This is a genomic window from Synechococcus sp. WH 5701 (assembly GCF_000153045.1).
Lineage (GTDB): Bacteria > Cyanobacteriota > Cyanobacteriia > PCC-6307 > Cyanobiaceae > Regnicoccus_A > Regnicoccus_A antarcticus.
Map to the genome: position 1 here is coordinate 1,464,026 of NZ_CH724159.1, position 23,960 is coordinate 1,487,985.

A 23,960-nucleotide genomic window follows, 5' to 3' on the forward strand; every position below is an offset into this window, starting at 1 on the left:
GATCCTGCCGTGAAGGTTCAGCACCACCTGCTGCTCTGCGCCACTCCCACCAAAGCCCTCTGCGGCGACCCGCAGATTGGGGCCGCCAGCTGGGGCCGGCTCAAGCAGCTGGTCAAGGAGCGCGGCCTGGAGCAGCCCGAACGCCCTGAGGGGGTGGTGCTGCGCACCAAGGCCGACTGCCTGCGCATCTGCGCCGGTGGACCGATCCTGCTGATCTGGCCGGAGGGAATCGCCTACGGCGGGGTCAGCCCCAAGCGGATCGAGCGGATCGTGGAGGAGCACCTGATCGGCGGCCGGCCCATCGAGGAGTGGATCGTGCGGCGCCTCAGCCTGCGGCGCTGAGCCGCTCGCCCAGCCAGCGCAGCACCAGCTGATCCGACCAGCACCCCCCGGGGGCGTGAAAGCCGTTGTGCCCGCCGCCGGGGCTGAGCACCACCTCCAGGGGCGGCCCCAGGGCCAGGGCGCCAGCGGCTGGAACCCAGGGATCATCGAGGGCCTGCACGACCAGAGTGGGCGGCAGCGGGGGCTGTCCGGGCTCCGGCTGCAGCAGCCGCGGCAGGGGGCTGGCCTGGCGGTAATAGGCGTCGACACTGGCGTAGCCCCAGCGCGGTGCCGTGATCAGGGAATCGAAGCCGCGGATGCTGTTCAACCGCCGCAGGCGTTCAACCAGCACCTCATCAGGCCTGGGACCGTCATTGAGGGTCTGCTGGCGCAGGCGCTCCAGCAGCCAGCGCTCGTAGAGGCGGTTGCGCGGGCTGGAGATGGTGGCGGAGCAGTGGGCCAGATCGAGGGGGCTGCTCACCAGCGCCAGCCCCTCCAGCTGCGCCACCCCATCCAGCACGGCATTGAGCAACACCGTGCCCCCCAGAGAGAGCCCCACCGCCAGCAGGGGCCCATCAACCGCCAGCTCCCGGGCCCGCCCCAGGGCCGGCGCCAGATCAGTGCTGCAGCGGGCGGCATAGGTGCCGCTGGCCAGGGCCCGCCCTTCACCGGCGCCACGCATGTTCAGGCGCAGCACCGCGAAGCCGGCCCGGTTCAGGCACCAGCCCAGCCGCCGCACGCCCTCGGCCTGACTGGAGCCGCCCAGGCCGTGCAACAGCAGCACCAGCGCCCTGGGTCGGCCACCTGGTGCCTCTGGAGCCGGCGGATCGAGCCAGGCGAGCAGGGAACCGCCCTCACCCTGGCTGGAAGGCCCAAGGGGAAATTCAATGGGGGTGCTCTCGCGCTGCGGCAGCACATCCGGCCGGAGCGTGTCGCGCAGGGTCTGCAGGTCGGGGCCCCACCAGGGCGGCCGGGGCCGGAACGGCTGCAGCCCCAACCGCTCCAGCAGGGCCTGGGAGCTCACACCGGCTGGGGCTGAACGGCAAGCCACTCGGCCAGGGAGCGGGGCTCCACCCCGGCATCGCTGGTGACCTCGATGATCCGCCCGATCGAAGCCGGCGAGTCCAGGGCATCCAGGCACACCCGGGCGACCAGCCGGCGGGGAATGCTGTTGCTCTCCTGCTGGTCAGGCCCGCTGAAGCGGATGCCCTGGGCGTCGAGGTTCTCCTCCGTCTCCTTGAGTCCACCGGGGCGCACCACGGTCCAATCCAGGCCACTGGCCTCCAGCCAGCGCTCCCCCAGCCGCTTCCAGACCAGGATCAGGCCGAAGAGGTTGAGGGGATGCAACCAGCGGCCGCTGCAGAGCGAGCTCACCAGCACCACCCGCTTCACCCCGGCCGCCGCGCAGGCGGCGCACTGCTGACGGATCGCCAGGGCATCCACCTTCAAGGGGCCCGCCAGATCCACCGAGGGGCGGGCGCCGGTGGCGATCACCAGGGCCTGGACCCCCGCCAGGGCCTGCTCCAGGGCGGCTTGATCACCGAGCTCCAGTCGGATCAGCTCGGCCCCCTGCAGCCCCTCGGGAACCTCAGATCCAGGGCGCAGCAGAGCCTTGACCCGGTAGCCCCGGGCCAGGGCCTCCTGGACGACACGCCAACCGGTCTTGCCGGAGGCTCCGCTCACAGCCAGCGTGGACGAGGACTCGGAAGGCACGGTTCTCAGCAGAGCGGCATCAGCTCCTGTTCTAGGCACCGGGCCCGGGGGAAGTCCCCCTGACGGCGCAACTGACGCACCCGCAGGATCATGGGGTCGATGTCGCACAGCTGGCTGTAGCAGACCTCCAGGTGGTCATGGGAACCAGGCTGGGAGCGGCTGATGGGATGGGGGTTGTCCAACGGTGATCGAGGCGGGGCCAGAGGCAGGCAAAGCGATTTGACCGGAGAAGCGGTCTGACCAGGGAAGGTTCGGAGCGATGCCTGGAAGTTAGGGAGGCTGCCGGCGTCTGCCCTGGTGACAAACACTCATTTCCAGGCCGCAGCACGCACAATGGCGCCACCCCTGCCGGCGCCGCTGCCATGGACACCGACGCCCGCGGCAGGCCGTCCTTTGACCTTGGCAGCGCCCCTGGCCTGCAGCTGCGCCCGCGCCAGTGGCAGTCGCAGCTGATCAACCTGCTGCGCCGGCGCCTGGAGGTGCCCGGCAGCCTGGGCAACGACGTGCTGGTCCACGCCGGACCCGGCGCCGGCAAGACCTTCGGGGCCCTGCTGGGCTTCCAGTCGCTGCTGCGGGAGGGTCGGCTCGCCCATCTGCTGGTGTTCTGCCACCGCAGTTCGATCGCCGCCCAATGGCGCGACTCGGCCCGCCAGCTGGGGCTGCAGCTGCGCGAGTGGGATCCGGCTCAGGCCCCCGAGCGCGACCAGGGGCTGCTGCTCAGCTATCAGAGCGCCGCACGGCACCGACACCGGCTGCAGCAGGAGCTGACGTGCCTCCTGCCCGGGCCCACCCTCACGGTGGCCGATGAGGTGCATCACCTTGGTCTTGATCCGGAGGAACCGGAAGCCACGGCCTGGGGCCATGCCTTCAGCGAGCTGAGCCGGGACCATGCTCTGCGCCTGGGCCTGAGCGGCACCCCCTTCCGCGCCGACAACCTGGCCTTCTGTGCCGCCAGGCGCGTACCCCGGCGCCAGGAGGGGGTGCTGGTGGAGCAGATCGAGCCCGACCTGAGCGTGGAGCCCCGCCAGCTGATCGTGGCTGGCGATGTCAGGCCGCTGGAGTTTCGCTTCCAGGACGGCTGGGTGGACCATGGCCATAGCGAGGGGGAGCGGGAGAGCGAGGCAGAGCGATCACCCCTGTCGCTGGAAACCCGCGAGAGCTGGCGGGCCCGCAATCTGCGCCGCGCCATCCGTCCGGGCGACCACAGCAGCATTGCCCTGCGGGTGCTGCTCAATGCCCGCCAGCGCCTCGCCAAGCTGCGCCTCGCCGACCATCCCCAGGCGGGCGGGCTGGTGATTGCCCGCGACATCGCCCATGCACGCGGACTCAGTGGCCTGCTGGAGGAGGAGGGGGACCGGGTGCGGCTGGTGCACTCCCAGGATCCCGAGGCGGCCGCCCATCTCCAGGCCTTCCGCACCGGGGAAGCCGACTGGCTGGTGAGCATCGACATGTGCGCCGAAGGATTCGATGCCCCACGGCTGCGGGTGGTGGCCTACCTGAGCACCGTGGTGACCCGCAGCCGCTTCCTGCAGGCCATCACCAGGGCCGTACGGGTCGATCCCGGCCGGGCGGCCCTTGAGCCCGTACCCCGCCATCCCTCCTACGTGTATGCACCGGCCGATCCACTGCTGATGGGCTACGCCCGCAGCTGGTCCGTGGCGGAGGCCTACGTGATCCGGCCCAGATCCCTGCCGGAGGAGGCGCTGGGAGCAACAGGAGCTGGAGCGGGGGGTCAGCAGCTGCCGCTGGAGGCCCTGCGCGATGGAGCCGGAGAGGTGATCCACCTGCGCGGTCCCCAATTGCCAGGGTTTCTTGACAGACGAAGCTCCTGAACGCCCGAGCCACAGCCACCGATCCAGTGGCGCTGGTTACAGCACAAAAACGAAGAGACTACGAACATCTGCAAACCAACATCACGGATGGCCTAATGGCCATCCAACCTGGTGCCCACCTGGAGATGGATCATGACCAAGGCCTCTCCCCACCGTCAGCTCACCGCTCTGGTCAGCTGGGCTGTGGCCCGCATCGCCGAACTCGACCATCTGGAGCGCTACGAGGAGAGCTTTGCGCTCACCGAAGAGTTCCGTGACTGGATCCTCGGCCTCGACCACCAACCTGAGCGGCTCGAGACCCTTCTGATACCCCAGGGGCTTGGGACCCTGGACATGGCGGAATAAGCGAAGCCACGGCAGCCGAGGAAGCTGAAGGCAAATCTAAGGGAATCCTTAAGAAGTCAGCCGCCTCAGTCGACCCTCTTTTCTTTTCTTCAACATTGCAGAGCGGGCCAGCCCCGTCCGTACGGCTTCGTCCCTGGCTCTCGACGCCGCCAGAGCCGGGGCGCTGTCCACAGGCCCGCGCACCGTGGCCTAAGCTCAACTCATAGTCAGTCCGCATTAGACCCGATGAGCGTTTCCTCAGGCCCCAGCAGCGACGAGGCTGCAGTGGAGAACCTGGTGATCGTGGGCTCAGGCCCGGCCGGCTACACCGCCGCCATCTATGCGGCCCGCGCCAACCTCAGTCCCCTGTTGATCACCGGCTTCCAGGACGGGGGCATCCCCGGCGGGCAGCTGATGACCACCACCCATGTGGAGAACTTTCCCGGTTTCCCCGATGGCATCCTCGGCCCGGATCTGATGGACCGCATGAAGGCCCAGGCCGTGCGCTGGGGCACCCGTCTGGTGGAGGCCGATGCCGAGGCGATCGACCTCTCCGAGCGCCCCTACCGGGTCAGCGCCGAGGGGCGCACAATCCGCACCCAGGCCGTGATCCTGGCCACCGGCGCCAGCGCCAACCGCCTCGGCCTTCCCCACGAGCAGCAGTTCTGGAGCCAGGGCATCAGTGCCTGCGCCATCTGCGATGGGGCCACCCCCCAGTTCCGCAATGAGCAGCTGGCGGTGGTCGGCGGGGGAGATTCGGCCTGTGAAGAGGCGGTCTATCTCACCAAATACGGCAGCCATGTGCACCTGATCGTGCGCCGCGAGAGCCTGCGTGCCAGCGGCGCCATGGCCGACCGGGTGCTGGCCAACTCCGCCATCACCGTTCATTGGCAGCGGGAGGTGGCCGATGTGTCGGGGAACGGCTGGCTGGAGGCCCTCACCCTGCGCAATCCCGACGACGGCAGCACGGAAGAGCTGCCGGTGCGGGGCCTGTTCTATGCCATCGGCCACACCCCCAACACCCACCTGGTGCGGGACCAGCTGGCGGTGGATGCCAAGGGCTATCTGGTCACCACCCCGGGCCAGCCTGACACCAGCCTCGAAGGCGTGTTCGCCGCCGGTGATGTGGCCGACGCCCAGTGGCGCCAGGGGGTGACCGCCGCCGGCAGCGGCTGCCAGGCGGCCCTGGCCGCCGAGCGCTGGCTCACGCACCACGGCCTGGCCACCACGGTGAAGCGGACCGACGTGGAGCCGGAGCCCAGCGGGGAGCCCGCTCATACCGCCGTGAGTGACGCCGACAACTACGACCCCGCTGCCCTCTGGCAGAAAGGCGGCTTTGCCCTGCGCAAGCTCTACCACGACAGCGACAAGCCCCTGCTGGTGGTGTACACCTCCCCCAGCTGCGGGCCCTGCCACGTGCTCAAGCCCCAGCTCAAGCGGGTGCTGCTGGAGCTCGACGGTGCCGCCCAGGGGGTGGAGATCGACATCGAAGCCGAGCAGGAAATCGCCACCCAGGCCGGGGTCAACGGCACGCCCACCGTTCAGCTCTTCCAGGGCAAGCAGCTGCGCCAGCAGTGGCGGGGGGTGAAGCAGCGCAGCGAATTCAAGGCTGCGATCGAGGCTCTCCTGCCCGTGCCGGTGGCCTGAGCCGGAGCCACGGACTGAAGCCGCTGGAGATCAGCGCCGCCTCGGTCCACCGGGGCGGTTGCCGCCGGGCCTGGGGCCAGTCGCTCCGGCGTTGCGTTCCCGGTAGGTGATCCGGCCGCGGGTGAGGTCGTAGGGGCTGATCTCGACAAGCACCTTGTCGCCGGCGAGCAGCTTGATGCGGAACTTGGTGAGCTTGCCGGCGGCACGGCAGAGGCACTGGTGCCCGGAGGGCTGATCGAGGGTGACCAGGTAGAACCCGTTGCCCTGTTCCTTCTCGATCACTCCCGAGGTTTCGATCATGCGCTGCCGTGGCTCGATGCAAAGGTGACTCCACCTTAAATTGGCACCCTGCTGGCAGGAGAGCCCTAGGGTCTGGGACGTTGCCGGCTTCCGCCTTGGTCGTTCCACCCCTGACCCTTGATCTGGGCCTGTTGCTGATTTCGATCGGGGTGGTGAATCTCTGGAAAGCCCGCCAAAGCAATGGCGGGCTCTGAGTCAGCCTCCGGGGCCAGGCCAGCCCCGACCACCCTGCTGCTGCACAAGCCCTACGGGGTGCTCAGCCAGTTCAGCCCCGAGCCGCTCAGCCCCTGGTCGACCCTGGCTCCCCTGGTGCCCGTGCCTGGGGTCTACGCCGCCGGCCGCCTCGATGCCGACAGCGAAGGCCTGCTGCTGCTCACCAGCGATGGCCCGCTGCAGCAACGCCTCACCGATCCCCGCTGGGGCCACTGGCGCCGCTACTGGGTGCAGGTGGAGGGAACGCCCAGCGATGCGGCCCTGCAGCAGCTGCGAGAGGGGGTAATGGTGCAGGGCCGACGCACCCTCAGCGCCCAGGCCATCGCCCTGGCGGATCCAGGCCTGGCGGAGCGGGTGCCGCCGATCCGCCAGCGCCGCTCGATCCCCACCTCCTGGCTGGAGCTGGGGCTGCGGGAGGGGCGCAACCGCCAGGTGCGGCGGATGACCGCGGCCGTGGGACTGCCCACCCTGCGGCTGCTGAGGGTGGCGATCGACCTGATGGATGGAGAGCCGCCCCTCAGCCTCGAGGGGCTGGCGCCCGGTCAGTGGCGGCCGGTGACCGCTGCCGAGCAGGAACGCCTGAGCCGACTCCTCTCCGGGCGAGGCGGCCGGGTCAGCGGAGGCAGCCGATTCAGCCAATGACCTGCTGGAGTTCGCGCACGGTCTGGAGCTGGCCGTAGTAGTAGTTCGCGCGGGCCCGCCGGTCAGCCTCCTCGAGGCTGTCGAGGGCATCAAAACCCAGAGTCACCCAGAGCTCATGGCCGCAGGCCCGGTTCAGCTCGGCGGTGGCTTCCTGCTCGAGATTGGCGAGCCGGCGCTGCAGATTCTTGATCTGGGCAATGGACATGGACGAGCAAGCAAGATGGACGATGGTACAAAAGAACTGCCGGACAATCAGAACGGCAGCTTCTTCTTGCCCTCCTTGTCGAGGTCGGCATCCAGCTCGCGCAGGCGGCGCAGGATCGTGTCGTAGTACTCCTTGAGGTAATCCTCCAGGCGGGTGGTCTCGCCGGGATCAAGAGCGAAGGCCTCGTAGCTGGCCTCCATCGGGGCATCCAGGGGCTGACCTCCGCCGGTGACCTCGGCAAAAGCCAGCCGTTCCGCCACATTCACCCCCGGCTCGAAGAAGGACGCCAGCCCCTGCATCAGGCGGATCAGGAAGGGCCTCACCCGGAACACCCGGGCCGGCTTGCCGCTGTAGCGCTCACACAGCTGGGTCACCTCGCCGGTGTTCCAGGCCTTGGGACCCACCACCGGGAAGGCCTGTCGCACGGTGGCAGGCTGGATCAGGGCCGCCACGGCGAAGCGGGCCACATCCTGGGTGTTCATGTAGGCGATCGGGGTAGGGGTACCGCTCACCCACACGGTCTGGCTCTCGAGCACGGGAATGGCGAACTGACCGATCACCCCCTGCATGAAGGCCACGCAGCGCAGGATCGTGTAGTCAAGACCGGAGCCGATCAACAGCTGCTCGGTGCAGTACTTGATGTCCATCAACGGCACCTCACGGTGCAGCTCCGCCCCCAACAGCGAGACGAACACGAATCGCTTCACGCCGGCCTGCTCACAGGCCCTGAGCAGGTTGAGCTTGCCGTCCCAGTCGATCGTGTAGATGCCGGCACTGTCGGTGGGGCGGGCGGTGGCCGCATCGATCACCGCGTCCTGACCCTCGAGGGCATAGGCCAGGCTTTCGGGCTCGAGCAGATCGCCGCGGGTGAGCTCGCAACCCCACTCCTGCAGGAAGGCGGCCTTGCGGGGTGAGCGCACCATGCAACGCACCTGATGGCCCTGATCGAGGGCACGGCGGGCAATCTGGCGACCAAGGGTGCCGGTACCGCCGACGACCAGAACCTGCATGAAGCACCCGACCAGGAGGGGCTGAGCCTAGAGGTGCGCCTGTCTCCAGCGCGCCGGTGGAAACAGCCTGGCCAAGGGGCCGGAATTCGGTGCCCGAGGCTCAGTCTTTCTGCAGTTTGAGCAGCAGGGCTCCGCCCACGAGGCCGACGGGGATCAACACCCAGAAGACCGCTGCGGTGAAGAAGATTTCCGAGGCCATGGGGGCAGGCGAGAACGGCTACTCCCCCAGTGTCCCATCTCCCGCAGCGGCCAGCTCCAGCACCACGGCCCAGGGCGCTGAGGTGCGCAGCTGCCCCGGCATCACGCCACTGACGCCCGCGCTCCAACCCTCCCGGCGCAAGCGCTCCAGCAGGTGCCGCAGGCGCACCGTGCCGGCCGGCGATCGCCGGGCAATCTCCGCCATCGGCCAGACCCGTGCGCCCTCCCCCGCGTCGGCACTCAGGTTGGCCAGCAGCCGCCGGCTCTCCTCAGCGGCGTGGCCACCGGCGGCCAGGACCGAAAGATCGCCCAGCCAGCCGGGATCCTGGAGCGGACCGATCCAGAGCGGACCACTCACCGCCAACGGTGGGGGGGCACTGCAGCCGCAGTCCTGCCAGCCCCGCAGGCGTTTGAGGCTCTGCACCTGCTGATCCCCACAGCCATGGCAGTGGGCCAGCAGACCGAGCTGGTCTTCTTCCAAGGCCAAAGGGCTGCGCTGCACCTGCACGGCCGTGCGGAAGGTGCGGCCATCACTGAAATTCAGCAGGGGCCTGAGGCCCCGGCCCAGACACCAGGCGGCCCGGGCCACGACCCCGAGCTGAAGGCGCAGGGCCAGCTCCCAGCTGGCGGGGTGAGCCCGGGCCGCTGCCCCCAGCGAGCGCAGGGCGGCCACCCGGTCGTGGCCGGTGGGGGAGCGCCCATCGGTGCTGGCCAGGTAGAGCACGCCGCCGAAGCGCACGGCCTCCAGGGCCAGCGGCAGCAGCGCCGCAGGGCAGCCGAAGGCATCGAGATCCACCAGCTCGAAGCGCTGATCGCGCAGCAGGCAATCGGCCAGCAGCTTCTGGGCCGTGTGGGCACTGAGCCGCAACGCCAGGCGCTGTCCCAGGGGCTCCAGATTGACCCGCAGCAGCGGCAGCCGCTCCGGATCGGCATCGTTGGCCCAGATGGCGGCTGCACCGGCCTCGAGGCCATAGCGCAGGGAGCGCACGCCGCAGCCAGCCATCAGATCCAGCACCCGCAGGGGGCCGTGACCCGCCAGCCGCCGGGCCAGCAGCACCCCCAGATCCCTGGCCGGGCGCGAGTCGGAGCGGAAGAAGCCTCCCCCCAGCCGCAGCTGGGCCGCTCCTTCGCAATAGTGAGGATCGTTCGGCGTGGCTCCGACTCCGGTGGTGACAGCTCCAGCCCAGCCTGTCGCAGGGGATGGCATCGACTGGGGCCTGCATGGCACCTGGCACTGGCGCGGCCTGGCCTGTCACTGGCGTGTGCTCGGTGACCCCGCCCATCCGCCGCTGCTGCTGCTGCATGGCTTCGCCGCCAGCAGCGGCCACTGGCGCCACAACGTGGCCGGCCTGGTGGCGTCGGGCTGGTGTGTCTATGGCCTTGATCTGATCGGCTTCGGTGCCTCCGACCAGCCGGCCCTGCCCCTCGACAACCGGCTCTGGGCCCGCCAGAGCACGGCGTTCCTGCAGCAGGTGGTGCAACGGCCCGCCGTGCTGCTGGGCCACTCCCTCGGTGGGCTGGTGGCTCTGACCACGGCGGTGTTCAGCCCGGCCTGGGTGCGGGCAGTGGCGGCGGTGCCCCTGCCTGATCCCAGCCTGGTGATGGCCGTGCCACGGCGGCGTCCCCCCTGGCGTCGGCGCCTGCAGCGGTTGCTGGTGCAGGTGCTCTGCCGGCTGCTGCCCCTGGAGCTTGTGGTACCCCTGATCGCCCGCACTCCTCTGCTGGATCTGGGGCTGCAGTCGGCCTACAACCAACCGGTGATCGGTGACGCGGAACTGCGCCGGCTGTTCGCCCGCCCCGCTCGCCGGGCCACCGCCGCCTGGTCTCTGCGGGGCATGAGCATCGGCATGGCCCTGCGGCCGAGGGGTGCCACGGCCGAGGCGCTGCTGGCGCGCCTGGTGCAGCCCCTTCTGCTGATCTGGGGCGAGGCCGACCGGCTGGTGCCGATCGAGGTGGGGGAGCTGATCGCGCGCCTCAGACCGGACCTGCAGCTGGAGCGGCTGGAGGGAGTCGGCCACTGCCCCCACGACGAGGCCCCAGAAGCCTTTGAGGCGCTGCTGCTGAGCTGGCTGGAGCGGCTGGATGCCGAGCCGCAGGAGGCCGGCACGTAATTTGGGGCTTGATGCCCCGTCGAGCGCCGCCCCGGCCATGAAACACACCCTCTCGGTGCTGGTGCAGGACGAATCCGGCGCCCTCAGCCGCATCTCCGGGCTGTTCGCCCGCCGTGGCTTCAACATTGAGAGCCTGGCGGTGGGTCCAGCCGAGCAGCGCGGCCATTCCCGGCTCACGATGGTGGTGGAGGGGGACGATCACACCCTCGAGCAGATGACCAAGCAGCTCAACAAGCTGGTCAACGTGCTCAACGTGATCGATCTCACCCGCATCCCCGCAGTGGAGCGGGAGCTGATGCTGCTGAAGGTGGCGGCTCCGCCGGAGAACCGGGCCGCGATCCTCGATCTGGTGGAGGTGTTCCGCGCCAAGGTGGTGGACGTGGCCGACAACGCCCTGATCCTGGAGGTGGTGGGCGATCCGGGCAAACTCGTGGCGCTCGAGCAGATTCTCGAGAGCTACGGGATCCTGGAGATCGCCCGCACCGGCAAGGTGGCCCTGGAGCGGGCTTCCGGTGTGAACACCGCTTTCCTCAAAGTCACCGCCTCCGACAAGCGCGTTCCCGCCTGATACGGATCTGGCTCAGGGCTTGTCCTTCACCAGGGTGCCGCCCTTCAGCAGGGTGGCCTTGATCAGCCGGTCGCCCTGCTTGATCCGGTCGACCACCTCCATTCCCTTCACCACCCGGCCGAACACCGCGTAGCGGCCATCGAGCTCAGTGAGGGGCTTGAGGGCGATGTAGAACTGCGCGCTGGCGGAGTTGGGATCGGCCGAGCGGGCCATGGCCAGGGCTCCGCGGTCGTGCTTGAGGCTGAGATTGGCGCTGTCGGCTGGATCCACCACCTCGGCGCCGTAGCGCGGCTCGGGTTCCCCATTGACTTGAAGCTCAAGGGGGATCAGCCGGGGCTGGTCGGTGGCTGGATCGACAAAACTTCCGGTGCCGTAGAGGGTGGCCGGGACCTTCGGGTCGGCGCTCTGGGGATCACCACCCTGAACCACAAAAGGGGTCGGCTCATTGACCACCCGGTGGAACACCGTGTTGTCGTAGGCGCCGCGGCGCACCAGATCGACGAAGTTTCCCGCTGTGAGCGGCGCGGCATCGCCGCTGAGCTCGAGTTCGACATCCCCGCGGCTGGTCTTGAGCGACACCAGGGCCGGACCACTCAGGCAGGGGGCGCCTGAGGCGGCGCAGCCCAAAGGGCTTTTCGGAGCATCGGCGGCACAGGCCCCGAGCCCGAATGGGGTCAGCAGGAGCACGCCCACGAGCAGGAGGCGGCTGAGACGGATCGTCATCGGCTCAGACTCCTTCAAGGGGAACTTTGAGGAAACGGGCCAGTTCGGCGCCGCTGCGCTCCAGCTCGGCGAGAGGCAGGGGCTCACCCACCCGGGTAAGGGGCAGGTCGCGGCGGCCCTGCAGACGCAACGACAGCCGGCGGCGGGGATTGAGACCATCGCGCACATCCACCTTCACAGCCAGGATCTCGCGCAGGGGGATGTCCACTTCGATCTTCTGACGGAAACCCCGCCGGGTGATGGTGGCCTGGCTGCTCTCCTGATCGAAGCGGTTGCTGCCGGCCCCCACATCCAGGGTGATCACCGACCAGAGATAGGTGGCCAGCAGCACACCGGCGATGCCGTAGGCCCCCATCACCAGTCCCTGGGGAACCCACTCCAGCTCAGCTGGATGGCCCAGGGGCAGCAGATCGCGGCCGAGACGGCTGGAAAGGCTCGTGAGCAGGAAGCCGATCCCGCCGGCGGTGACCGCGGAGGCCACCAGATAGTTGGAAAGCCGTCGGGAGCCCTGCACCGGCTGCTCGAGCAGGGAAGGGCGGGTGGCGGAGGCGCCGTTGGCCATGGGGTCGGCGGGGAGGCGGTGGACCGTCATCTTGGACGGCGGCGGGCAAGGGCAATTGGAAGAAATACCTAGAAACCCTGCCGAGACGGGCAATGTCAGCCCATTGCGGGCGCGCTCGCGCTGCCCATGAACATTGTTACCATCGCCCGGTATCCCACAGCCAAGCGGGATTTCCGCACCGTTTCTACCCATGACGATCGCTGTAGGGCGCGCGCCTGCCGCACGGGGATGGTTTGACGTCCTCGATGACTGGCTCAAGCGTGACCGCTTTGTTTTTGTCGGCTGGTCCGGCCTGCTGCTGTTCCCCACGGCCTATCTGGCCCTGGGCGGCTGGCTGACCGGCACCACCTTCGCCACCTCCTGGTACACCCACGGCATTGCCAGCAGCTACCTGGAGGGTTGCAACTTCCTCACCGCCGCGGTGAGCACCCCCGCTGATGCCATGGGGCACAGCCTGCTGCTGCTCTGGGGCCCGGAAGCCCAGGGTGACTTCGTGCGCTGGGTGCAGCTCGGCGGCCTCTGGCCGTTCGTCGCCCTGCACGGCGCCTTCGCGCTGATCGGCTTCATGCTGCGTCAGTTCGAGATCGCCCGTCTGGTGGGCATCCGTCCCTACAACGCCATCGCCTTCTCCGGTCCGATCGCGGTGTTCGTCAGTGTCTTCCTGATGTACCCCCTGGGCCAGAGCAGCTGGTTCTTTGCCCCCTCCTTCGGGGTGGCCGCCATCTTCCGCTTCCTGCTCTTCCTGCAGGGCTTCCACAACTGGACCCTGAACCCGTTCCACATGATGGGCGTGGCCGGCATCCTCGGTGGTGCTCTGCTCTGTGCCATCCACGGCGCCACGGTGGAGAACACCCTGTTCGAGGATTCCGAGCAGGCGAACACCTTCAAGGCGTTCGAGCCCACCCAGGAAGAAGAGACCTACTCAATGGTCACCGCCAACCGCTTCTGGAGCCAGATCTTCGGGATCGCCTTCTCCAACAAGCGCTGGCTGCACTTCTTCATGCTGTTCGTGCCGGTGATGGGTCTGTGGACCAGCAGCATCGGCATCATCGGCCTGGCCCTCAACCTGCGTGCCTACGACTTCGTGTCGCAGGAGATCCGCGCCGCTGAGGACCCCGAATTCGAGACCTTCTACACGAAGAACATTCTTCTGAACGAAGGTCTGCGTGCCTGGATGGCACCGGCCGACCAGCCACATGAAAATTTCGTCTTCCCTGAAGAGGTCCTGCCCCGTGGAAACGCCCTTTAATTCGTCCATGGTGGCCGTCGGGGGCAAAGACCTCGACTCCACCGGTTATGCCTGGTGGGCCGGTAACGCCCGCCTGATCAATCTCTCCGGCCGCCTGCTCGGCGCCCACGTGGCTCACGCGGGTCTGATGGTCTTCTGGGCCGGAGCAATGATGCTGTTCGAAGTGAGCCACTTCAGCTTCGACAAGCCCATGTACGAGCAGGGTCTGATCCTGTTCCCGCACGTGGCCACCCTCGGTTACGGCGTCGGCCCCGGCGGAGAGGTCACCAGCCTCTATCCGTTCTTCGTGGTCGGTGTGCTGCACCTGATCAGCTCCGCCGTTCTCGGCCTCGGCGGTCTGTACCACGCCCTGCGGGGTCCTGAAATCCTGGAGAACTACTCCTCGTTCTTCTCCCAAGACTGGCGCGACAAGAACCAGATGACCAACATCATCGGCTATCACCTCATCCTTCTGGGTGTGGGTTGCCTGCTGCTGGTGTTCAAGGCGATGTTCTTCGGCGGTGTCTACGACACCTGGGCACCTGGCGGTGGCGACGTGCGCCTGATCACCAACCCCACCCTTGATCCGGGTGTGATCTTCGGTTATCTGTTCCGCGCCCCCTTCGGCGGCGAGGGTTGGATCATCGGTGTCAACTCGATGGAAGACATCATCGGTGGCCACATCTGGCTCGGCCTGATCTGCATCTTCGGTGGCATCTGGCACGTGATCACCAAGCCCTTCGGCTGGGTGCGTCGCGCCTTCATCTGGAATGGTGAGGCCTACCTGAGCTACAGCCTCGGTGCTCTGAGCTTCATGAGCTTCATCGCCTCGGCCTACATCTGGTTCAACAACACCGCCTATCCCTCCGAGTTCTACGGCCCCACCAACGCCGAATCCTCCCAGGCCCAGAGCTTCACCTTCCTGGTGCGCGACCAGCGCCTCGGTGCCAACATCGGTTCCGCCATGGGCCCCACCGGCCTGGGCAAGTACCTGATGCGTTCCCCCACCGGCGAGATCATCTTCGGTGGTGAGACCATGCGCTTCTGGGACTTCCGTGGTCCCTGGCTGGAGCCCCTGCGTGGCCCCAACGGCCTCAGCCTCGACAAGCTCCAGAACGACATTCAGCCCTGGCAGGTGCGCCGCGCGGCTGAATACATGACCCACGCTCCCAATGCCTCCCTCAACTCCGTGGGCGGCATCATCACCGAGCCCAACTCGGTGAACTTCGTGAACGTGCGTCAGTGGCTCTCAGCCACCCAGTTCGTGCTCGCCTTCTTCTTCCTGGTGGGTCACCTCTGGCACGCCGGCCGCGCCCGCGCAGCCGCCGCTGGTTTCGAGAAGGGCATCGACCGTCAGGCCGAGCCCACCCTGGCGATGCCGGATCTCGACTGACTCGTTATCAGAACCTGATCGCTTTGCGACGTCTCCAACCCCCGCCGATGCGGGGGTTTTTTCATGGCCGAAAGACCTGGTCATCCCTCAGCGCAACGGTGAAGGACTCTGGATGCATCCGCTGCATCCACCCTGCCTACGTTGAAGACGGTTGAACCTGCCGTCCCACTGAGCTCACTGAGCCACGCCATGACTGCCACACAAACGTTCCTTCATCAACAGCGCCGCTCGGCGGGATGGCTGGCCGCACTGGCGCTGTGCATGCCGGCAGTCGCTTTGCCGATACCAGCACTGGCCCAGTCCCGCTCCCTTGACTTTCCCAGCAGCGGAGTGATCTGCGACAGGGCGGTTCGCATCTGCTACGACAGCAACGGGGTGTCCTTGCCACTGACCCGTCGCTACTTCGACCGGCGCGCCGAGCAGAACTTGCAGCGTCAGCTCTCAGGACGATCGATCCCCAGGGACTTTCAACTCAGTGGTGGGGAGGTCTGTGATCTGCGGCGCCAGATCTGCTGGGAAGACGGCTGGAAGAAAACCAACGTGAGCAACCGCCTGAGTCGTCAGCTGTTCGGCAGCGACTGGAAAGCAGGGAATCAGTGGGGGAACAAGAATTGGAACCAGAATGAGCAGGCAAGCGTCTGCGAACTCTCCCAGCGCGGGCGAAGACTCTTCAACGGCAACTGCAGTCTCAGGCGGCGAAACACAGCGAATGGAACCGCCTATTCCGTAGAGTTTCAGGATGGACGACAGTTTGCCTTCTACAACCGCCAGGGAGAACTCGTGCTTCGTGATGGCACAAGACTATGGCCTGCGCGTTACACCAGAAGCGGGAATGAAGTGGTATTCAATTGGGCCGACCTGCAGCTAGCAGCCCGAACAGGCAATCAGCAGACTTATCAACAAGGTTATCCGACATACCAGCAGGGCTATCCTCAGCAGGGATATCCTCAGAACTACCCTCAGAATTATCCTCCCACGCAGAATCCAACTGGGCAGTTCCTGCAGGATCTGTTCAACAACCTGTTCCGCTGATGCAGATTCAGCTCGACAACCAACGGCGCAACAGGGGCAGACTCAAGCCGATCACATTGCTGAAGCAGCCCTCGATCTGCTCCACCAGCAACCCACCGCGGCCCTCGAGAGCGAACCCGCCCGCACAGTTGAGCGGCTCACCGCTGGCTACGTAGGCGGCGATCTCCGCCTCGCTGAGATCCGCGAACCTGACGCGGGTTGTGACGGTGGCCAGCCTCGGCGGCAGGCCGGTTGACCCCCTTGCTGTCGGGCCTGCGGGCAGCAGGCAATGGCCGGTGTGCAGCTCCCCCCACGATCCAGCCATGCGCCGCCAGCGGCTGGTGGCCTCCTCGGCATCACGGGGCTTGCCGAAAACGGCCCCGGCGAGCACGAACAGAGAGTCGCAGCCGAGCACGTCACCCACACGCTCGCCCTCGCTCAGCACCAGCTCACGCCCCACCGCCTCGGCTTTGGCCCGTGCCAGAGCCTGCACCAGCTGGCGCGGATCGGGATCCCGCCAGCCCTCCTCATCGACGCCGCTCACCTGCACCCGGTGGGGGATGCCCGCCTGCTCCAGCAACCGGCGTCGTGCCGGCGAGGCAGAGGCCAGCACCAGTGGGGCTTGCGGCATGGACCCTGACCTCCTGGCCTTGGCACGGCCACAACGATCCTCCTCCCCCGCAGGGAGACCCTGCCGTTTCGGCCCCACCAGAGCGCACGCTGATCCAGGAGAATCGGCGCATGCATGGCTCGACCCCAGGCTCCCTCACCAGCACCCTCAACGATCCCCGCTCGCTGGAGCGGGCGGCCAGTGCCCTGCGCTGCCTGCCCTTTCGGCGGGCCTTTTATGGGCTGCTCAGCGGCGAGGCGATCAGCAGCGAGGAGCTCCACCGACGTGCCGACCGGGCGCAGTTCAGCTTCGCCCCCCTGAGCAGCGACCGGGCTGAAGACCACTTCATCTGGCTGATCCGGGTGGGGGTCCTGCGCCGGGAAGTGGACGGCCAGGGACTGACCGAGCGAGTGCGGCTGACGCCGATGGGCCGTGAACTGTTGGAGCGCTGGAGCGGAGAGATCCCAAGGGCTTCCCTGCTGGAGGTGATCCGCCACGGGCTGCGTCGCCGCTGGCCGCGCCTGTGAAGCCCCTGATGGTGCTCGGAACCAGCAGTGGCGCCGGCAAATCGCTGATGGCCGCCGCCCTCTGCCGCGTGCTGCGGCGGCGCGGCGAGACGCCCCTGCCCTTCAAGGGCCAGAACATGAGCCTCAATGCCTGGGTGGATGCCGGAGGCGGCGAGATGGCCTACAGCCAGGCCCTCCAGGCCTGGGCGGCGGGTCTGGAGCCCACGGTGGCGATGAATCCGGTGCTGCTCAAGCCCCAGGGAGACAGCACCAGCGAAGTGATCCACCTGGGCCGCTCGGTAGGGGTCTGCCGCGCCGAGCACTATTACCGCGACTGGTTCCGTCCGGGCTGGGCGGCGATCCGCCAGGGCCTGAGCGAGCTGCAGGCGCGCCATCCGGGCGGTCGGCTGGTACTGGAGGGGGCGGGCAGCCCCGTGGAGGTGAATCTGCAGGCCCGGGATCTCACCAACCTGCGCCTGGCCCAGTTCCTGCGGGCCCGTTGCCTGCTGGTGGCCGATATCGAGCGGGGGGGAGTCTTCGCGCAGATCGTGGGCACCCTGGCGCTGCTGCGGCCGGTGGAGCGGCCCCTGATCAGGGGCATCCTGATCAACCGCTTCCGTGGCCGCCGGGAGCTCTTCGACGAGGGCCGCAGCTGGCTGGAGCGCCACACCGGCCTGCCGGTGCTGGGGGTGATGCCCTGGCTCGATGAACTGTTTCCTCCCGAGGATTCCCTCGACCTGCTGGAGCGCAAGGCGCGCAAACCCGACGCCGAACTGGAGATCGCGGTGCTTCGCCTGCCCTCGATCAGCAATTTCTCCGATCTCGATCCCCTCGAAGCCGAACCGAGCGTGCGGCTGCGCTGGGTGCGCCCCGGAGAAGCTCTGGGCAGCGCCGATGCCGTGGTGATCCCCGGCAGCAAGCAGACCCTGCGGGATCTGGAGGCCCTGCGCGCCAGCGGCCTTGGCGACGACCTGCGGCGGTATGTCTCCGGTGGCGGCCATCTCTTCGGCCTCTGCGGTGGCCTGCAGATGCTGGGCCGACGTCTGCTGGATCCGCACGGCCTCGAAGGGTGTGGCGGCGGGGTCGAGCACGCCGGGCTGGGGCTGCTGCCCCTGATCACCCATTACGGCAACAACAAGGCGACGCAGCAGGTGTGTGCCCCGGCCCTCTGGCCGCCGGGCAGCAGCCTGGCGCTGGAGGGATTCGAGTTGCACCGGGGCCAGAGCGAGTGCGAGGACCCTGACCAGTGCCAGCCCATCGCCGAGCTCTCGGGCCTCGGCTGGTGGAGAGCCGACCAGAACGGCACGGTGGTGGCCGGCACCTACCTGCACGGAGTGTTCGACTCGGGCCCCTGGCGGCGGCGCTGGTTGAACCAGCTGCGCCGCCGCCGCGGTCTGAGTCCCCTGGGGGAGCAGCAACCGCACCACGGCCAGCAACGCGAGGCGCTGCTCGATCGGCTCGCTGAGGCCTTCGAGACCCACGTGAACCTGGCCCCACTGCTGGAGCGGGAATGAAGTCAGCCGCTACGCCGGTCATCGTGCACTGGCCCAATGGCCGCAGCACCCAGGTGCCACCAGGCCGCGACTGGCTGCAGGCGGCCGCCGCAGCCGGCCAGACGATCCCCACCGGCTGCCTGGGTGGCAGTTGCGGCGCCTGTGAGATCGAGGTCAACGGCCGGGTGGTGCGGGCCTGCATCGCCACGGTGCCCGCTGCCCGCAGCGGCGAGCTGCGGGTGGAGCTGGCCAGCGATCCCTACTGGTGAACCGGGCCTACTGGTGAGCAGGATCGGGCGGGTGGCGCTGGATCAGCCCGCCACCGAGCACCACCTCGCCGGCATAGAACACCGCCGCCTGGCCAGGGGTGATCGAAAACTGCTCCTCGTGGAAGTTCAGCCGGGCTCGGTGGGGGCGGGCTGCGGCAGCATCGGCGGCCGTGGGCTCGAGGGGGATGAGCTGGGCAGCCACCGGCGCGCTGCGGTAACGCACCTGCACCTCAAGCTCCAGCGGTGCTTCGGGCGGTGGGATCGAGATCCAGTTGATCGCGCCCACCACGCAACCGCTGCGGGCCGCCTCGGCGCGGGGAGCGACCACCACCCGGTTCATCGCCCCATCGAGGCGCACCACATGCAGGGGTTCGCTCCAGGCCACCCCCAGCCCCTTGCGCTGGCCGATGGTGAAATGCTCGATGCCATCGTGCTCGCCCACCACCGTGCCGTCGGCCAGCACGATCTGACCCTGGCGGGGCGGCAGGTAGGCATCGAGGAAGGCCTTCATCGAACCGTGGTGATCGGCCAGGCAGAGATCCTGGCTTTCGGGTTTCCGGGCGGTGCGCAGGCCGAGGGCTTCGGCTTCCAGCCGGGTATCGGGCTTGGTGAGTTCGCCGAGGGGGAACACCAACCGCGCCAGCACCGCCTGGGGCAGGTCGTAGAGGAAATAACTCTGGTCTTTGTGGACATCGAGGCCGCGCAGCAACTGGTGGCGGCCGGCCCTGGCACCTGCGTCGGCAAGGCGGACCCGGGCGTAGTGACCGGTGGCGATGCGGCTGATCCCGAGTTCGGCCTCCGCCCACTCCAGCATCGGGGTGAACTTCACCTCCCGGTTGCAGCGGGAGCAGGGAAGGGGCGTCACCCCTCCCTCGTAACCCTGCACCAGAAACTCCACGATCTGCTCGCGGAAACGCTCGCGGCTGTCGACCACATGGTGCGGCACCCCCAGCTGCTCACAGAGGCCGGCGGCATCCACCAACCCTTCGGCGCAACAGGCCCCCTTGCCGCTCATCAGCCAGAGGGTGAGACCTTCCACCTGCCACCCGGCCGCCACCAGCAGCGCGGCGGTCAGGGAGCTGTCGACCCCGCCGGAGAGGCCGACGGCCACCCGATGCTCCCCGGGCCAGGCGCGCAAGCGCTCAAGCGCCGCAGCACCGGCAGCGGTGACAGGACCGTTGGCAGCCGCGAGAGGGGAACGGGCTCGACCGGCGGAACCTGGGCCGGACGCTGGGGCGGTGGTGGTCAAAACCGGAAGCCTCCGGGGCGGGGGAGAAACGAAACAAAGCCGTGTTCCCATCATGGGACGGGGGCTCCGCCGGCGGGTCCCGCGTCCCTCTGCCTGCACCGGAGCCCCCCTTGAGCAACAGCCACGAGATTCACTGGCCCCGCCGGGATGCCGCCCACCTGGTGGTGCGCTCGGAGCAGATGGCCCAGCTGGAGCAGCAGCTGTTCGCCAGCGGCCTGCCGGTGGAAGCCCTGATGGAAAAAGCCGCCCTGGCCATCAGTGCGCGGCTGCTGAGCAAGCCCGAGGCCCTGCGCCAGGGGGCGCTGGTGCTGGTGGGCCCCGGGCACAACGGGGGGGATGCCCTGGTGGTGGCCCGGGAGCTGCACCTGGCCGGGGTGAGGGTGCGGCTCTGGAGCCCCTTTGAGCGCCACAAACCGCTCACCGAGTCCCATTGGCGCCATGCCCAGTGGCTTGGGATCGAGCGGCTGAGCTCCAGCCCTGATCCCGCCGGCGCCGCCCTCTGGATCGATGGGCTCTTCGGCATCGGCCAACGGCGTCCTCCCGGCGAGGCGATCGAGTCCCTCCTGGGCGATCGGGCGCGGCTGAGGCCCGATCAGCTGGTGGCCATCGACACGCCTACGGGACTGTGCGCCGACAGCGGCCGGCTGCTGGGGAGCTGGGCCGCCCGTGCCCGCACCACCTACTGCCTGGGCCTGCTCAAGCAGGGGCTGGTCCAGGACAGCGCCCTGGCCTGGGTGGGGGAGCTGGTGCGGCTTGATCTGGGGCTGCCGCCGGCTCTGCTGGGACAACTGCCGCCGGATCAGCCCCTCGTGCTGAGTGGCCTGGATCAGACCAGCGCCCCACCGCTTGAGCCTGCGCCGGATGCCGCCAAGTACGGCCGTGGCCGCCTGCTGGTGGTGAGCGGCAGCGCCGCCTATCCCGGTGCCGCCCTGCTCAGCCTGCTGGGAGCGAGCGCCAGCGGCTGCGGGAGCCTGCGGGCGGCCGTGCCGGGGCCCGTGGCCCACCAGCTCTGGAGCCTGCTGCCCCATGTGGTTCTGGGGCCTGCGCCGGGTGAGCCGGGCGCCCTCGATCGCCTTGATGCCGTGCTGGTCGGTCCGGGCCTGGGGCCAGCCGCCTCAGCGGAGCGGCCCGACAGCCCGCCGCTCTGGGGGAGCCTGCAGGCCTTTGCGGGACTGGTGGTGATCGATGCCGATGGCCTCAACCAGCTGGCCGCCGGGGTGGCCGGTGAGGCAATGACCTGGCTGCAGGGGAGGCAAGGTCCCACCTGGCTGACGCCCCATCAGGGTGAATTCGCCCGCCTGTTTCCCGATCTGGCCGGCGAGCAGCCCCTGGAGGCCGCCGCCGTTGCCGCCAGCCGCTGCGGCGCGGCCCTGCTGCTCAAGGGAGCCCGCAACGTGATTGCCGCGCCCGACGGCCGGCGCTGGCAATTGCTGGAGGCGGCAGCGGAAGCGGCCCGGGCCGGCGCCGGCGATGTCCTGGCGGGATTCGCGGCCGGGCAAGGGGCTCTGGCTCTGGCTGCCGGGGTCTCACCCGGGGAAGCCTCCACCCTGGCTGCTGCCGCCCTGGCCCACGCCCAGGCGGGGCTGGCGGCCCGTGAGCGGCTCGGACCCGGTCAGGTGACGCCCATGGCACTGGCAGCAACTCTGGGCCAGTGGTGTTCAGCTGGGACTAGTCCTTCCGGGGGTTGACTGTGTCGTTTTACTGGCACAACCTTGAAAGGTTGTTGAAATCACATCACTCCCTGGTCCATTCATCAGAGATTGAATTCACTTTCCTGATGGGCTCATGACAGCCTCCACCCTTCTGCCCCGCGAACAGCGGCGGCGGGGGAGCGATCCAATCAGCTGGTATCTGGGCACGATCGGACGGGTGCCCCTGCTCACTCCAGCCGAGGAGATTGAACTGGGCAACCAGGTGCAGGCGATGATGCAGCTGATCGATTCGGGCGTGGAGGATCCCCCCAGCCTTCGCCAGAAACAACTGCTGCGCCTGGGCCGTCGCGCCAAGGAGCGCATGATGAAGGCCAACCTGCGCCTCGTGGTCAGCGTCGCCAAGAAGTACCAGGGCAAGGGACTGGAACTGCTCGATCTGATCCAGGAAGGATCACTGGGCCTGGAGCGGGCCGTTGAAAAGTTCGATCCCACCCGCGGCTACAAATTCTCCACCTATGCCTTCTGGTGGATCCGCCAGAGCATGACCCGGGCGATTGCCTGCCAGTCCCGCACGATTCGTCTGCCGGTTCACCTGAGCGAACGCCTCAGCGCCGTGCGCCGCGTCAGCCTGGAGCTGGCCCACAAGCTCGGGGCCATGCCCAGCCGCAGCGAGATCGCCGAAGCCATGGCGATCCCGATCCAGGAACTCGACGGGCTGCTGCGCCAGTCGTTGACCACCTCCAGTCTGGATGCCCCGGTGAATGGTGAGGAGGGGCGCAGTTTCCTCGGTGATCTGATCGCCGACTCCAGCCACGACGAGCCTCTCGACCAGGTGGAGCGGGGCATGCACCACGAGCAGCTGGAGCGCTGGCTCAGCTACCTCAGCGAGCAGGAACGCCAGGTGCTCGATCTGCGCTTCGGCCTTGATGGGCACGAACGCCACACCCTTGCTGAGATCGGCCGCCTGCTCGACGTGTCCCGGGAGAGGGTGCGTCAGGTGGAACTCAAAGCACTGCGCAAGTTGCGCAGCCTCACGAGCCGGCTGCCCAGCCAGCTCTGATTCGGCCCAGGGTCAGTCTTCAGCCCAGATGTAGCGGGTGAGCTCACCGGGATCGGGCTCTGGTGCACCGACGGCAAACTCCACGGCATCGGCCACTTCGGCGTCGATCTCCTTCTCGATCGCCTTGAGCTCCTCAAGGCTGGCCAGATCGTGGCTGGTGAGATGGGCGGCCAGAGCCTTGAGGGGATCCCGCTTGGCCCAGAACTCCTTCTCCACTTCGCTGCGCAGCTCATCGGGGTCGGCCAGGGAATGCCCGCGGAAGCGATACGTGAGGCACTCCAGCAGAGTGGGACCTTCGCCGGCCCGGGCACGCTCCACGGCCCGCTGGGCAGCGGCGCGCACCGCCAGCACATCCATGCCGTCGACCTCCTCACCCGCCATGCCGAAGGCGGCGGCCTTGCGCCAGATCTCCGGATCGCTGGTGGCGCGGTCGTGGGCCATGCCGATCGCCCATTTGTTGTTCTCGACGACGAACAGGATCGGCAACTTCCACAGCGCCGCCATGTTCAGGCACTCGAAGAACTGGCCGTTGTTGCAGGTGCCATCGCCGAAGAAGGCGGCGGTGACGGCATCACTGTCTGCCTCACCGAGGGCATCACGCTTGTAGCGGCTGGTGAAGGCGGCGCCGAGCGCGACGGGAATGCCCTCGCCGATGAAGGCATAGCCCCCGAGCAGATGGTGCTCCTTGGAGAACAGGTGCATGGAGCCGCCGCGGCCCTTGCTGCAGCCGGTGGCCTTACCGAACAGCTCACTCATCACCTCGCGGGCTGGCACACCGGCGCTGAGGGCATGCACGTGGTCGCGATAAGTGCTGCAGAACCAGTCATGCTGGGCACGCATCGCCTTGATCACCCCGGTGGAGACGGCCTCCTGGCCGTTGTAGAGGTGAACGAAGCCGAACATCTTGCCCCGGTAGTACATCTCGGCGCACTTGTCTTCGAAGCGGCGGCCGAGAGTCATGTCCCGGTAGAGGGTCAGGCCCTCCTCTCGAGTCACCGTGGCCGGACCCGCCGGGTAGAGCGCCGCCAGGCGTTCGGCGTGGCTGCCGACTGCTTCTTGTGCAGCTCCGTCTGCGGCCGGTTGGAGCGTGGCGGCGATCTCCTGAGTCATGGCAAGGGGA

Annotated in this window: 28 protein-coding genes; 15 read left to right on the plus strand and 13 right to left on the minus strand. The window is 68.1% G+C overall.

The genetic code is table 11. The annotated features are described in order from the left end of the window. Positions 1 to 9 precede the first annotated feature (9 nt). Positions 10 to 342 (plus strand): ferredoxin, encoded by a 333-nt coding sequence (locus WH5701_RS08330; protein WP_006171757.1) that lies wholly within the window; start codon positions 10 to 12, stop codon positions 340 to 342. Here WH5701_RS08330 and WH5701_RS08335 read toward each other — a convergent pair. From WH5701_RS08335 to WH5701_RS18035, 3 genes are read right to left on the minus strand one after another with little or no spacing between them, the layout of a single operon-like run. Then, entirely contained in the window at positions 326 to 1,345 is a 1,020-nt protein-coding gene (locus WH5701_RS08335; protein ID WP_006171758.1) for a YheT family hydrolase, read from the minus strand. The genes WH5701_RS08330 and WH5701_RS08335 overlap by 17 nt on opposite strands. Then, positions 1,342 to 2,034: an SDR family oxidoreductase gene (locus WH5701_RS08340; protein WP_198005159.1), complete on the minus strand. Its 693-nt coding sequence runs from the start codon at positions 2,032 to 2,034 to the stop codon at positions 1,342 to 1,344. Before WH5701_RS08340 ends, WH5701_RS08335 begins: the two co-directional genes overlap by 4 nt. A gap of 5 nt (positions 2,035 to 2,039) precedes the next feature. After that, positions 2,040 to 2,216 carry a hypothetical protein gene (locus WH5701_RS18035; RefSeq protein WP_006171760.1) on the minus strand — a complete coding sequence of 59 codons (177 nt, stop codon included), beginning with the start codon at positions 2,214 to 2,216 and terminating at the stop codon, positions 2,040 to 2,042. A 180-nt stretch (positions 2,217 to 2,396) separates the two neighbouring features. On the opposite strand from WH5701_RS18035, the gene WH5701_RS08345 reads away from it, so the two are divergent. From WH5701_RS08345 to trxB, 3 genes are all read left to right on the plus strand, one after another. Continuing rightward, positions 2,397 to 3,866 carry a DEAD/DEAH box helicase gene (locus WH5701_RS08345; RefSeq protein WP_006171761.1) on the plus strand — a complete coding sequence of 490 codons (1,470 nt, stop codon included), beginning with the start codon at positions 2,397 to 2,399 and terminating at the stop codon, positions 3,864 to 3,866. 132 nt (positions 3,867 to 3,998) lie between these two features. Next, positions 3,999 to 4,211 carry a hypothetical protein gene (locus WH5701_RS08350; protein ID WP_006171762.1) on the plus strand — a complete coding sequence of 71 codons (213 nt, stop codon included), beginning with the start codon at positions 3,999 to 4,001 and terminating at the stop codon, positions 4,209 to 4,211. Between the two features lie 225 nt (positions 4,212 to 4,436). After that, positions 4,437 to 5,837, plus strand: coding sequence for a thioredoxin-disulfide reductase (trxB, locus tag WH5701_RS08355; RefSeq protein WP_006171763.1), 1,401 nt, complete (start codon positions 4,437 to 4,439; stop codon positions 5,835 to 5,837). A 30-nt stretch (positions 5,838 to 5,867) separates the two neighbouring features. Here trxB and infA read toward each other — a convergent pair whose 3' ends face one another. Further along, positions 5,868 to 6,137, minus strand: a complete 270-nt coding sequence (gene infA, locus WH5701_RS08360; RefSeq protein WP_006171764.1) for a translation initiation factor IF-1 — start codon at positions 6,135 to 6,137, stop codon at positions 5,868 to 5,870. 180 nt (positions 6,138 to 6,317) lie between these two features. Here infA and WH5701_RS08365 point away from each other — a divergent pair, with 180 nt between their 5' ends. Continuing rightward, positions 6,318 to 6,992, plus strand: coding sequence for a pseudouridine synthase (locus tag WH5701_RS08365; RefSeq protein ID WP_006171766.1), 675 nt, complete (start codon positions 6,318 to 6,320; stop codon positions 6,990 to 6,992). Here WH5701_RS08365 and WH5701_RS08370 read toward each other — a convergent pair. The 4 genes from WH5701_RS08370 to WH5701_RS08385 all read right to left on the minus strand — a co-directional run bounded on the left by WH5701_RS08370 (position 6,982) and on the right by WH5701_RS08385 (position 9,612). Continuing rightward, positions 6,982 to 7,197, minus strand: a complete 216-nt coding sequence (locus WH5701_RS08370) for a hypothetical protein (RefSeq protein WP_006171767.1) — start codon at positions 7,195 to 7,197, stop codon at positions 6,982 to 6,984. The genes WH5701_RS08365 and WH5701_RS08370 overlap by 11 nt on opposite strands. A gap of 47 nt (positions 7,198 to 7,244) precedes the next feature. Beyond that, positions 7,245 to 8,207, minus strand: a complete 963-nt coding sequence (locus tag WH5701_RS08375; RefSeq protein ID WP_006171768.1) for an NAD(P)H-binding protein — start codon at positions 8,205 to 8,207, stop codon at positions 7,245 to 7,247. Between the two features lie 100 nt (positions 8,208 to 8,307). Then, the gene (gene petM, locus WH5701_RS08380; protein WP_006171769.1) at positions 8,308 to 8,406 is read right to left on the minus strand and encodes a cytochrome b6-f complex subunit PetM; all 99 of its coding nucleotides are present in this window, start codon (positions 8,404 to 8,406) and stop codon (positions 8,308 to 8,310) included. Between the two features lie 18 nt (positions 8,407 to 8,424). After that, entirely contained in the window at positions 8,425 to 9,612 is a 1,188-nt protein-coding gene (locus tag WH5701_RS08385) for a N2,N2-dimethylguanosine tRNA methyltransferase (RefSeq protein WP_083781851.1), read from the minus strand. On the opposite strand from WH5701_RS08385, the gene WH5701_RS08390 reads away from it, so the two are divergent. Continuing rightward, complete coding sequence (locus WH5701_RS08390; RefSeq protein WP_006171771.1) at positions 9,572 to 10,516, plus strand: alpha/beta fold hydrolase; 945 nt, start codon at positions 9,572 to 9,574, stop codon at positions 10,514 to 10,516. The genes WH5701_RS08385 and WH5701_RS08390 overlap by 41 nt on opposite strands. A 37-nt stretch (positions 10,517 to 10,553) precedes the next feature. Beyond that, positions 10,554 to 11,084 carry an acetolactate synthase small subunit gene (gene ilvN, locus WH5701_RS08395; protein ID WP_006171772.1) on the plus strand — a complete coding sequence of 177 codons (531 nt, stop codon included), beginning with the start codon at positions 10,554 to 10,556 and terminating at the stop codon, positions 11,082 to 11,084. Positions 11,085 to 11,096: 12 nt separating this feature from the next. Here ilvN and WH5701_RS08400 read toward each other — a convergent pair whose 3' ends face one another. After that, a complete protein-coding gene (locus tag WH5701_RS08400; protein ID WP_006171773.1) occupies positions 11,097 to 11,807 on the minus strand; it encodes a peptidylprolyl isomerase in 711 nt (236 codons plus the stop codon). A gap of 4 nt (positions 11,808 to 11,811) precedes the next feature. Next, positions 11,812 to 12,369, minus strand: coding sequence for a photosystem I assembly protein Ycf4 (locus tag WH5701_RS08405; protein ID WP_006171774.1), 558 nt, complete (start codon positions 12,367 to 12,369; stop codon positions 11,812 to 11,814). 190 nt (positions 12,370 to 12,559) lie between these two features. On the opposite strand from WH5701_RS08405, the gene psbD reads away from it, so the two are divergent. The 3 genes from psbD (at position 12,560) to WH5701_RS08420 (ending at position 16,022) form a co-directional block, all read left to right on the plus strand. Next, the gene (psbD, locus tag WH5701_RS08410) at positions 12,560 to 13,618 is read left to right on the plus strand and encodes a photosystem II D2 protein (photosystem q(a) protein) (RefSeq protein WP_006171775.1); all 1,059 of its coding nucleotides are present in this window, start codon (positions 12,560 to 12,562) and stop codon (positions 13,616 to 13,618) included. 7 nt (positions 13,619 to 13,625) lie between these two features. Beyond that, positions 13,626 to 14,990, plus strand: a complete 1,365-nt coding sequence (gene psbC / locus WH5701_RS08415; RefSeq protein ID WP_006171776.1) for a photosystem II reaction center protein CP43 — start codon at positions 13,626 to 13,628, stop codon at positions 14,988 to 14,990. 189 nt (positions 14,991 to 15,179) lie between these two features. Next, positions 15,180 to 16,022 (plus strand): YcgJ family protein, encoded by an 843-nt coding sequence (locus tag WH5701_RS08420; RefSeq protein ID WP_083781852.1) that lies wholly within the window; start codon positions 15,180 to 15,182, stop codon positions 16,020 to 16,022. Positions 16,023 to 16,029: 7 nt separating this feature from the next. Here the strand turns inward: WH5701_RS08420 and WH5701_RS08425 are convergent, their stop codons facing one another. Then, entirely contained in the window at positions 16,030 to 16,632 is a 603-nt protein-coding gene (locus tag WH5701_RS08425) for a nucleoside triphosphate pyrophosphatase (protein WP_006171778.1), read from the minus strand. Between the two features lie 110 nt (positions 16,633 to 16,742). Here WH5701_RS08425 and WH5701_RS08430 point away from each other — a divergent pair, with 110 nt between their 5' ends. The 3 genes from WH5701_RS08430 to WH5701_RS08440 are packed head-to-tail and all read left to right on the plus strand — an operon-like array spanning position 16,743 to position 18,879. Beyond that, positions 16,743 to 17,138, plus strand: a complete 396-nt coding sequence (locus WH5701_RS08430; protein WP_006171779.1) for an Npun_F0494 family protein — start codon at positions 16,743 to 16,745, stop codon at positions 17,136 to 17,138. An 8-nt stretch (positions 17,139 to 17,146) separates the two neighbouring features. Continuing rightward, positions 17,147 to 18,631 carry a cobyric acid synthase gene (locus WH5701_RS08435; protein WP_037980784.1) on the plus strand — a complete coding sequence of 495 codons (1,485 nt, stop codon included), beginning with the start codon at positions 17,147 to 17,149 and terminating at the stop codon, positions 18,629 to 18,631. Next, positions 18,628 to 18,879, plus strand: coding sequence for a 2Fe-2S iron-sulfur cluster-binding protein (locus WH5701_RS08440; RefSeq protein ID WP_037979838.1), 252 nt, complete (start codon positions 18,628 to 18,630; stop codon positions 18,877 to 18,879). Before WH5701_RS08435 ends, WH5701_RS08440 begins: the two co-directional genes overlap by 4 nt. A 7-nt stretch (positions 18,880 to 18,886) precedes the next feature. Here WH5701_RS08440 and mnmA read toward each other — a convergent pair whose 3' ends face one another. Then, a complete protein-coding gene (mnmA, locus tag WH5701_RS08445; RefSeq protein WP_006171782.1) occupies positions 18,887 to 20,017 on the minus strand; it encodes a tRNA 2-thiouridine(34) synthase MnmA in 1,131 nt (376 codons plus the stop codon). A gap of 221 nt (positions 20,018 to 20,238) precedes the next feature. On the opposite strand from mnmA, the gene WH5701_RS08450 reads away from it, so the two are divergent. Then, a complete protein-coding gene (locus tag WH5701_RS08450) occupies positions 20,239 to 21,816 on the plus strand; it encodes a bifunctional ADP-dependent NAD(P)H-hydrate dehydratase/NAD(P)H-hydrate epimerase (protein WP_006171783.1) in 1,578 nt (525 codons plus the stop codon). 97 nt (positions 21,817 to 21,913) lie between these two features. Continuing rightward, positions 21,914 to 22,840, plus strand: a complete 927-nt coding sequence (locus tag WH5701_RS08455; protein ID WP_006171784.1) for a sigma-70 family RNA polymerase sigma factor — start codon at positions 21,914 to 21,916, stop codon at positions 22,838 to 22,840. Between the two features lie 12 nt (positions 22,841 to 22,852). On the opposite strand, the gene pdhA is transcribed toward WH5701_RS08455, so the two are convergent. Then, positions 22,853 to 23,950, minus strand: coding sequence for a pyruvate dehydrogenase (acetyl-transferring) E1 component subunit alpha (gene pdhA, locus WH5701_RS08460; protein WP_006171785.1), 1,098 nt, complete (start codon positions 23,948 to 23,950; stop codon positions 22,853 to 22,855). Between the last annotated feature and the right edge of the window lie 10 nt (positions 23,951 to 23,960).

Excerpts from the sequence above, each read along its gene's own strand:
- WH5701_RS08345 (WP_006171761.1), top strand. The coding sequence starts at position 2,397 with ATGGACACCGACGCCCGCGGCAGGCCGTCCTTTGACCTTGGCAGCGCC.
- WH5701_RS08350 (WP_006171762.1), top strand. The coding sequence starts at position 3,999 with ATGACCAAGGCCTCTCCCCACCGTCAGCTCACCGCTCTGGTCAGCTGG.
- trxB (WP_006171763.1), top strand. The coding sequence starts at position 4,437 with ATGAGCGTTTCCTCAGGCCCCAGCAGCGACGAGGCTGCAGTGGAGAAC.
- infA (WP_006171764.1), bottom strand. The coding sequence starts at position 6,137 with ATGATCGAAACCTCGGGAGTGATCGAGAAGGAACAGGGCAACGGGTTC.
- WH5701_RS08365 (WP_006171766.1), top strand. The coding sequence starts at position 6,318 with ATGGCGGGCTCTGAGTCAGCCTCCGGGGCCAGGCCAGCCCCGACCACC.
- WH5701_RS08370 (WP_006171767.1), bottom strand. The coding sequence starts at position 7,197 with ATGTCCATTGCCCAGATCAAGAATCTGCAGCGCCGGCTCGCCAATCTC.
- WH5701_RS08375 (WP_006171768.1), bottom strand. The coding sequence starts at position 8,207 with ATGCAGGTTCTGGTCGTCGGCGGTACCGGCACCCTTGGTCGCCAGATT.
- petM (WP_006171769.1), bottom strand. The coding sequence starts at position 8,406 with ATGGCCTCGGAAATCTTCTTCACCGCAGCGGTCTTCTGGGTGTTGATC.
- WH5701_RS08385 (WP_083781851.1), bottom strand. The coding sequence starts at position 9,612 with ATGCCATCCCCTGCGACAGGCTGGGCTGGAGCTGTCACCACCGGAGTC.
- ilvN (WP_006171772.1), top strand. The coding sequence starts at position 10,554 with ATGAAACACACCCTCTCGGTGCTGGTGCAGGACGAATCCGGCGCCCTC.
- WH5701_RS08400 (WP_006171773.1), bottom strand. The coding sequence starts at position 11,807 with ATGACGATCCGTCTCAGCCGCCTCCTGCTCGTGGGCGTGCTCCTGCTG.
- WH5701_RS08405 (WP_006171774.1), bottom strand. The coding sequence starts at position 12,369 with ATGGCCAACGGCGCCTCCGCCACCCGCCCTTCCCTGCTCGAGCAGCCG.
- psbD (WP_006171775.1), top strand. The coding sequence starts at position 12,560 with ATGACGATCGCTGTAGGGCGCGCGCCTGCCGCACGGGGATGGTTTGAC.
- psbC (WP_006171776.1), top strand. The coding sequence starts at position 13,626 with ATGGTGGCCGTCGGGGGCAAAGACCTCGACTCCACCGGTTATGCCTGG.
- WH5701_RS08420 (WP_083781852.1), top strand. The coding sequence starts at position 15,180 with ATGACTGCCACACAAACGTTCCTTCATCAACAGCGCCGCTCGGCGGGA.
- WH5701_RS08425 (WP_006171778.1), bottom strand. The coding sequence starts at position 16,632 with ATGCCGCAAGCCCCACTGGTGCTGGCCTCTGCCTCGCCGGCACGACGC.
- WH5701_RS08430 (WP_006171779.1), top strand. The coding sequence starts at position 16,743 with ATGCATGGCTCGACCCCAGGCTCCCTCACCAGCACCCTCAACGATCCC.
- WH5701_RS08435 (WP_037980784.1), top strand. The coding sequence starts at position 17,147 with ATGGTGCTCGGAACCAGCAGTGGCGCCGGCAAATCGCTGATGGCCGCC.
- WH5701_RS08440 (WP_037979838.1), top strand. The coding sequence starts at position 18,628 with ATGAAGTCAGCCGCTACGCCGGTCATCGTGCACTGGCCCAATGGCCGC.
- WH5701_RS08455 (WP_006171784.1), top strand. The coding sequence starts at position 21,914 with ATGACAGCCTCCACCCTTCTGCCCCGCGAACAGCGGCGGCGGGGGAGC.
- pdhA (WP_006171785.1), bottom strand. The coding sequence starts at position 23,950 with ATGACTCAGGAGATCGCCGCCACGCTCCAACCGGCCGCAGACGGAGCT.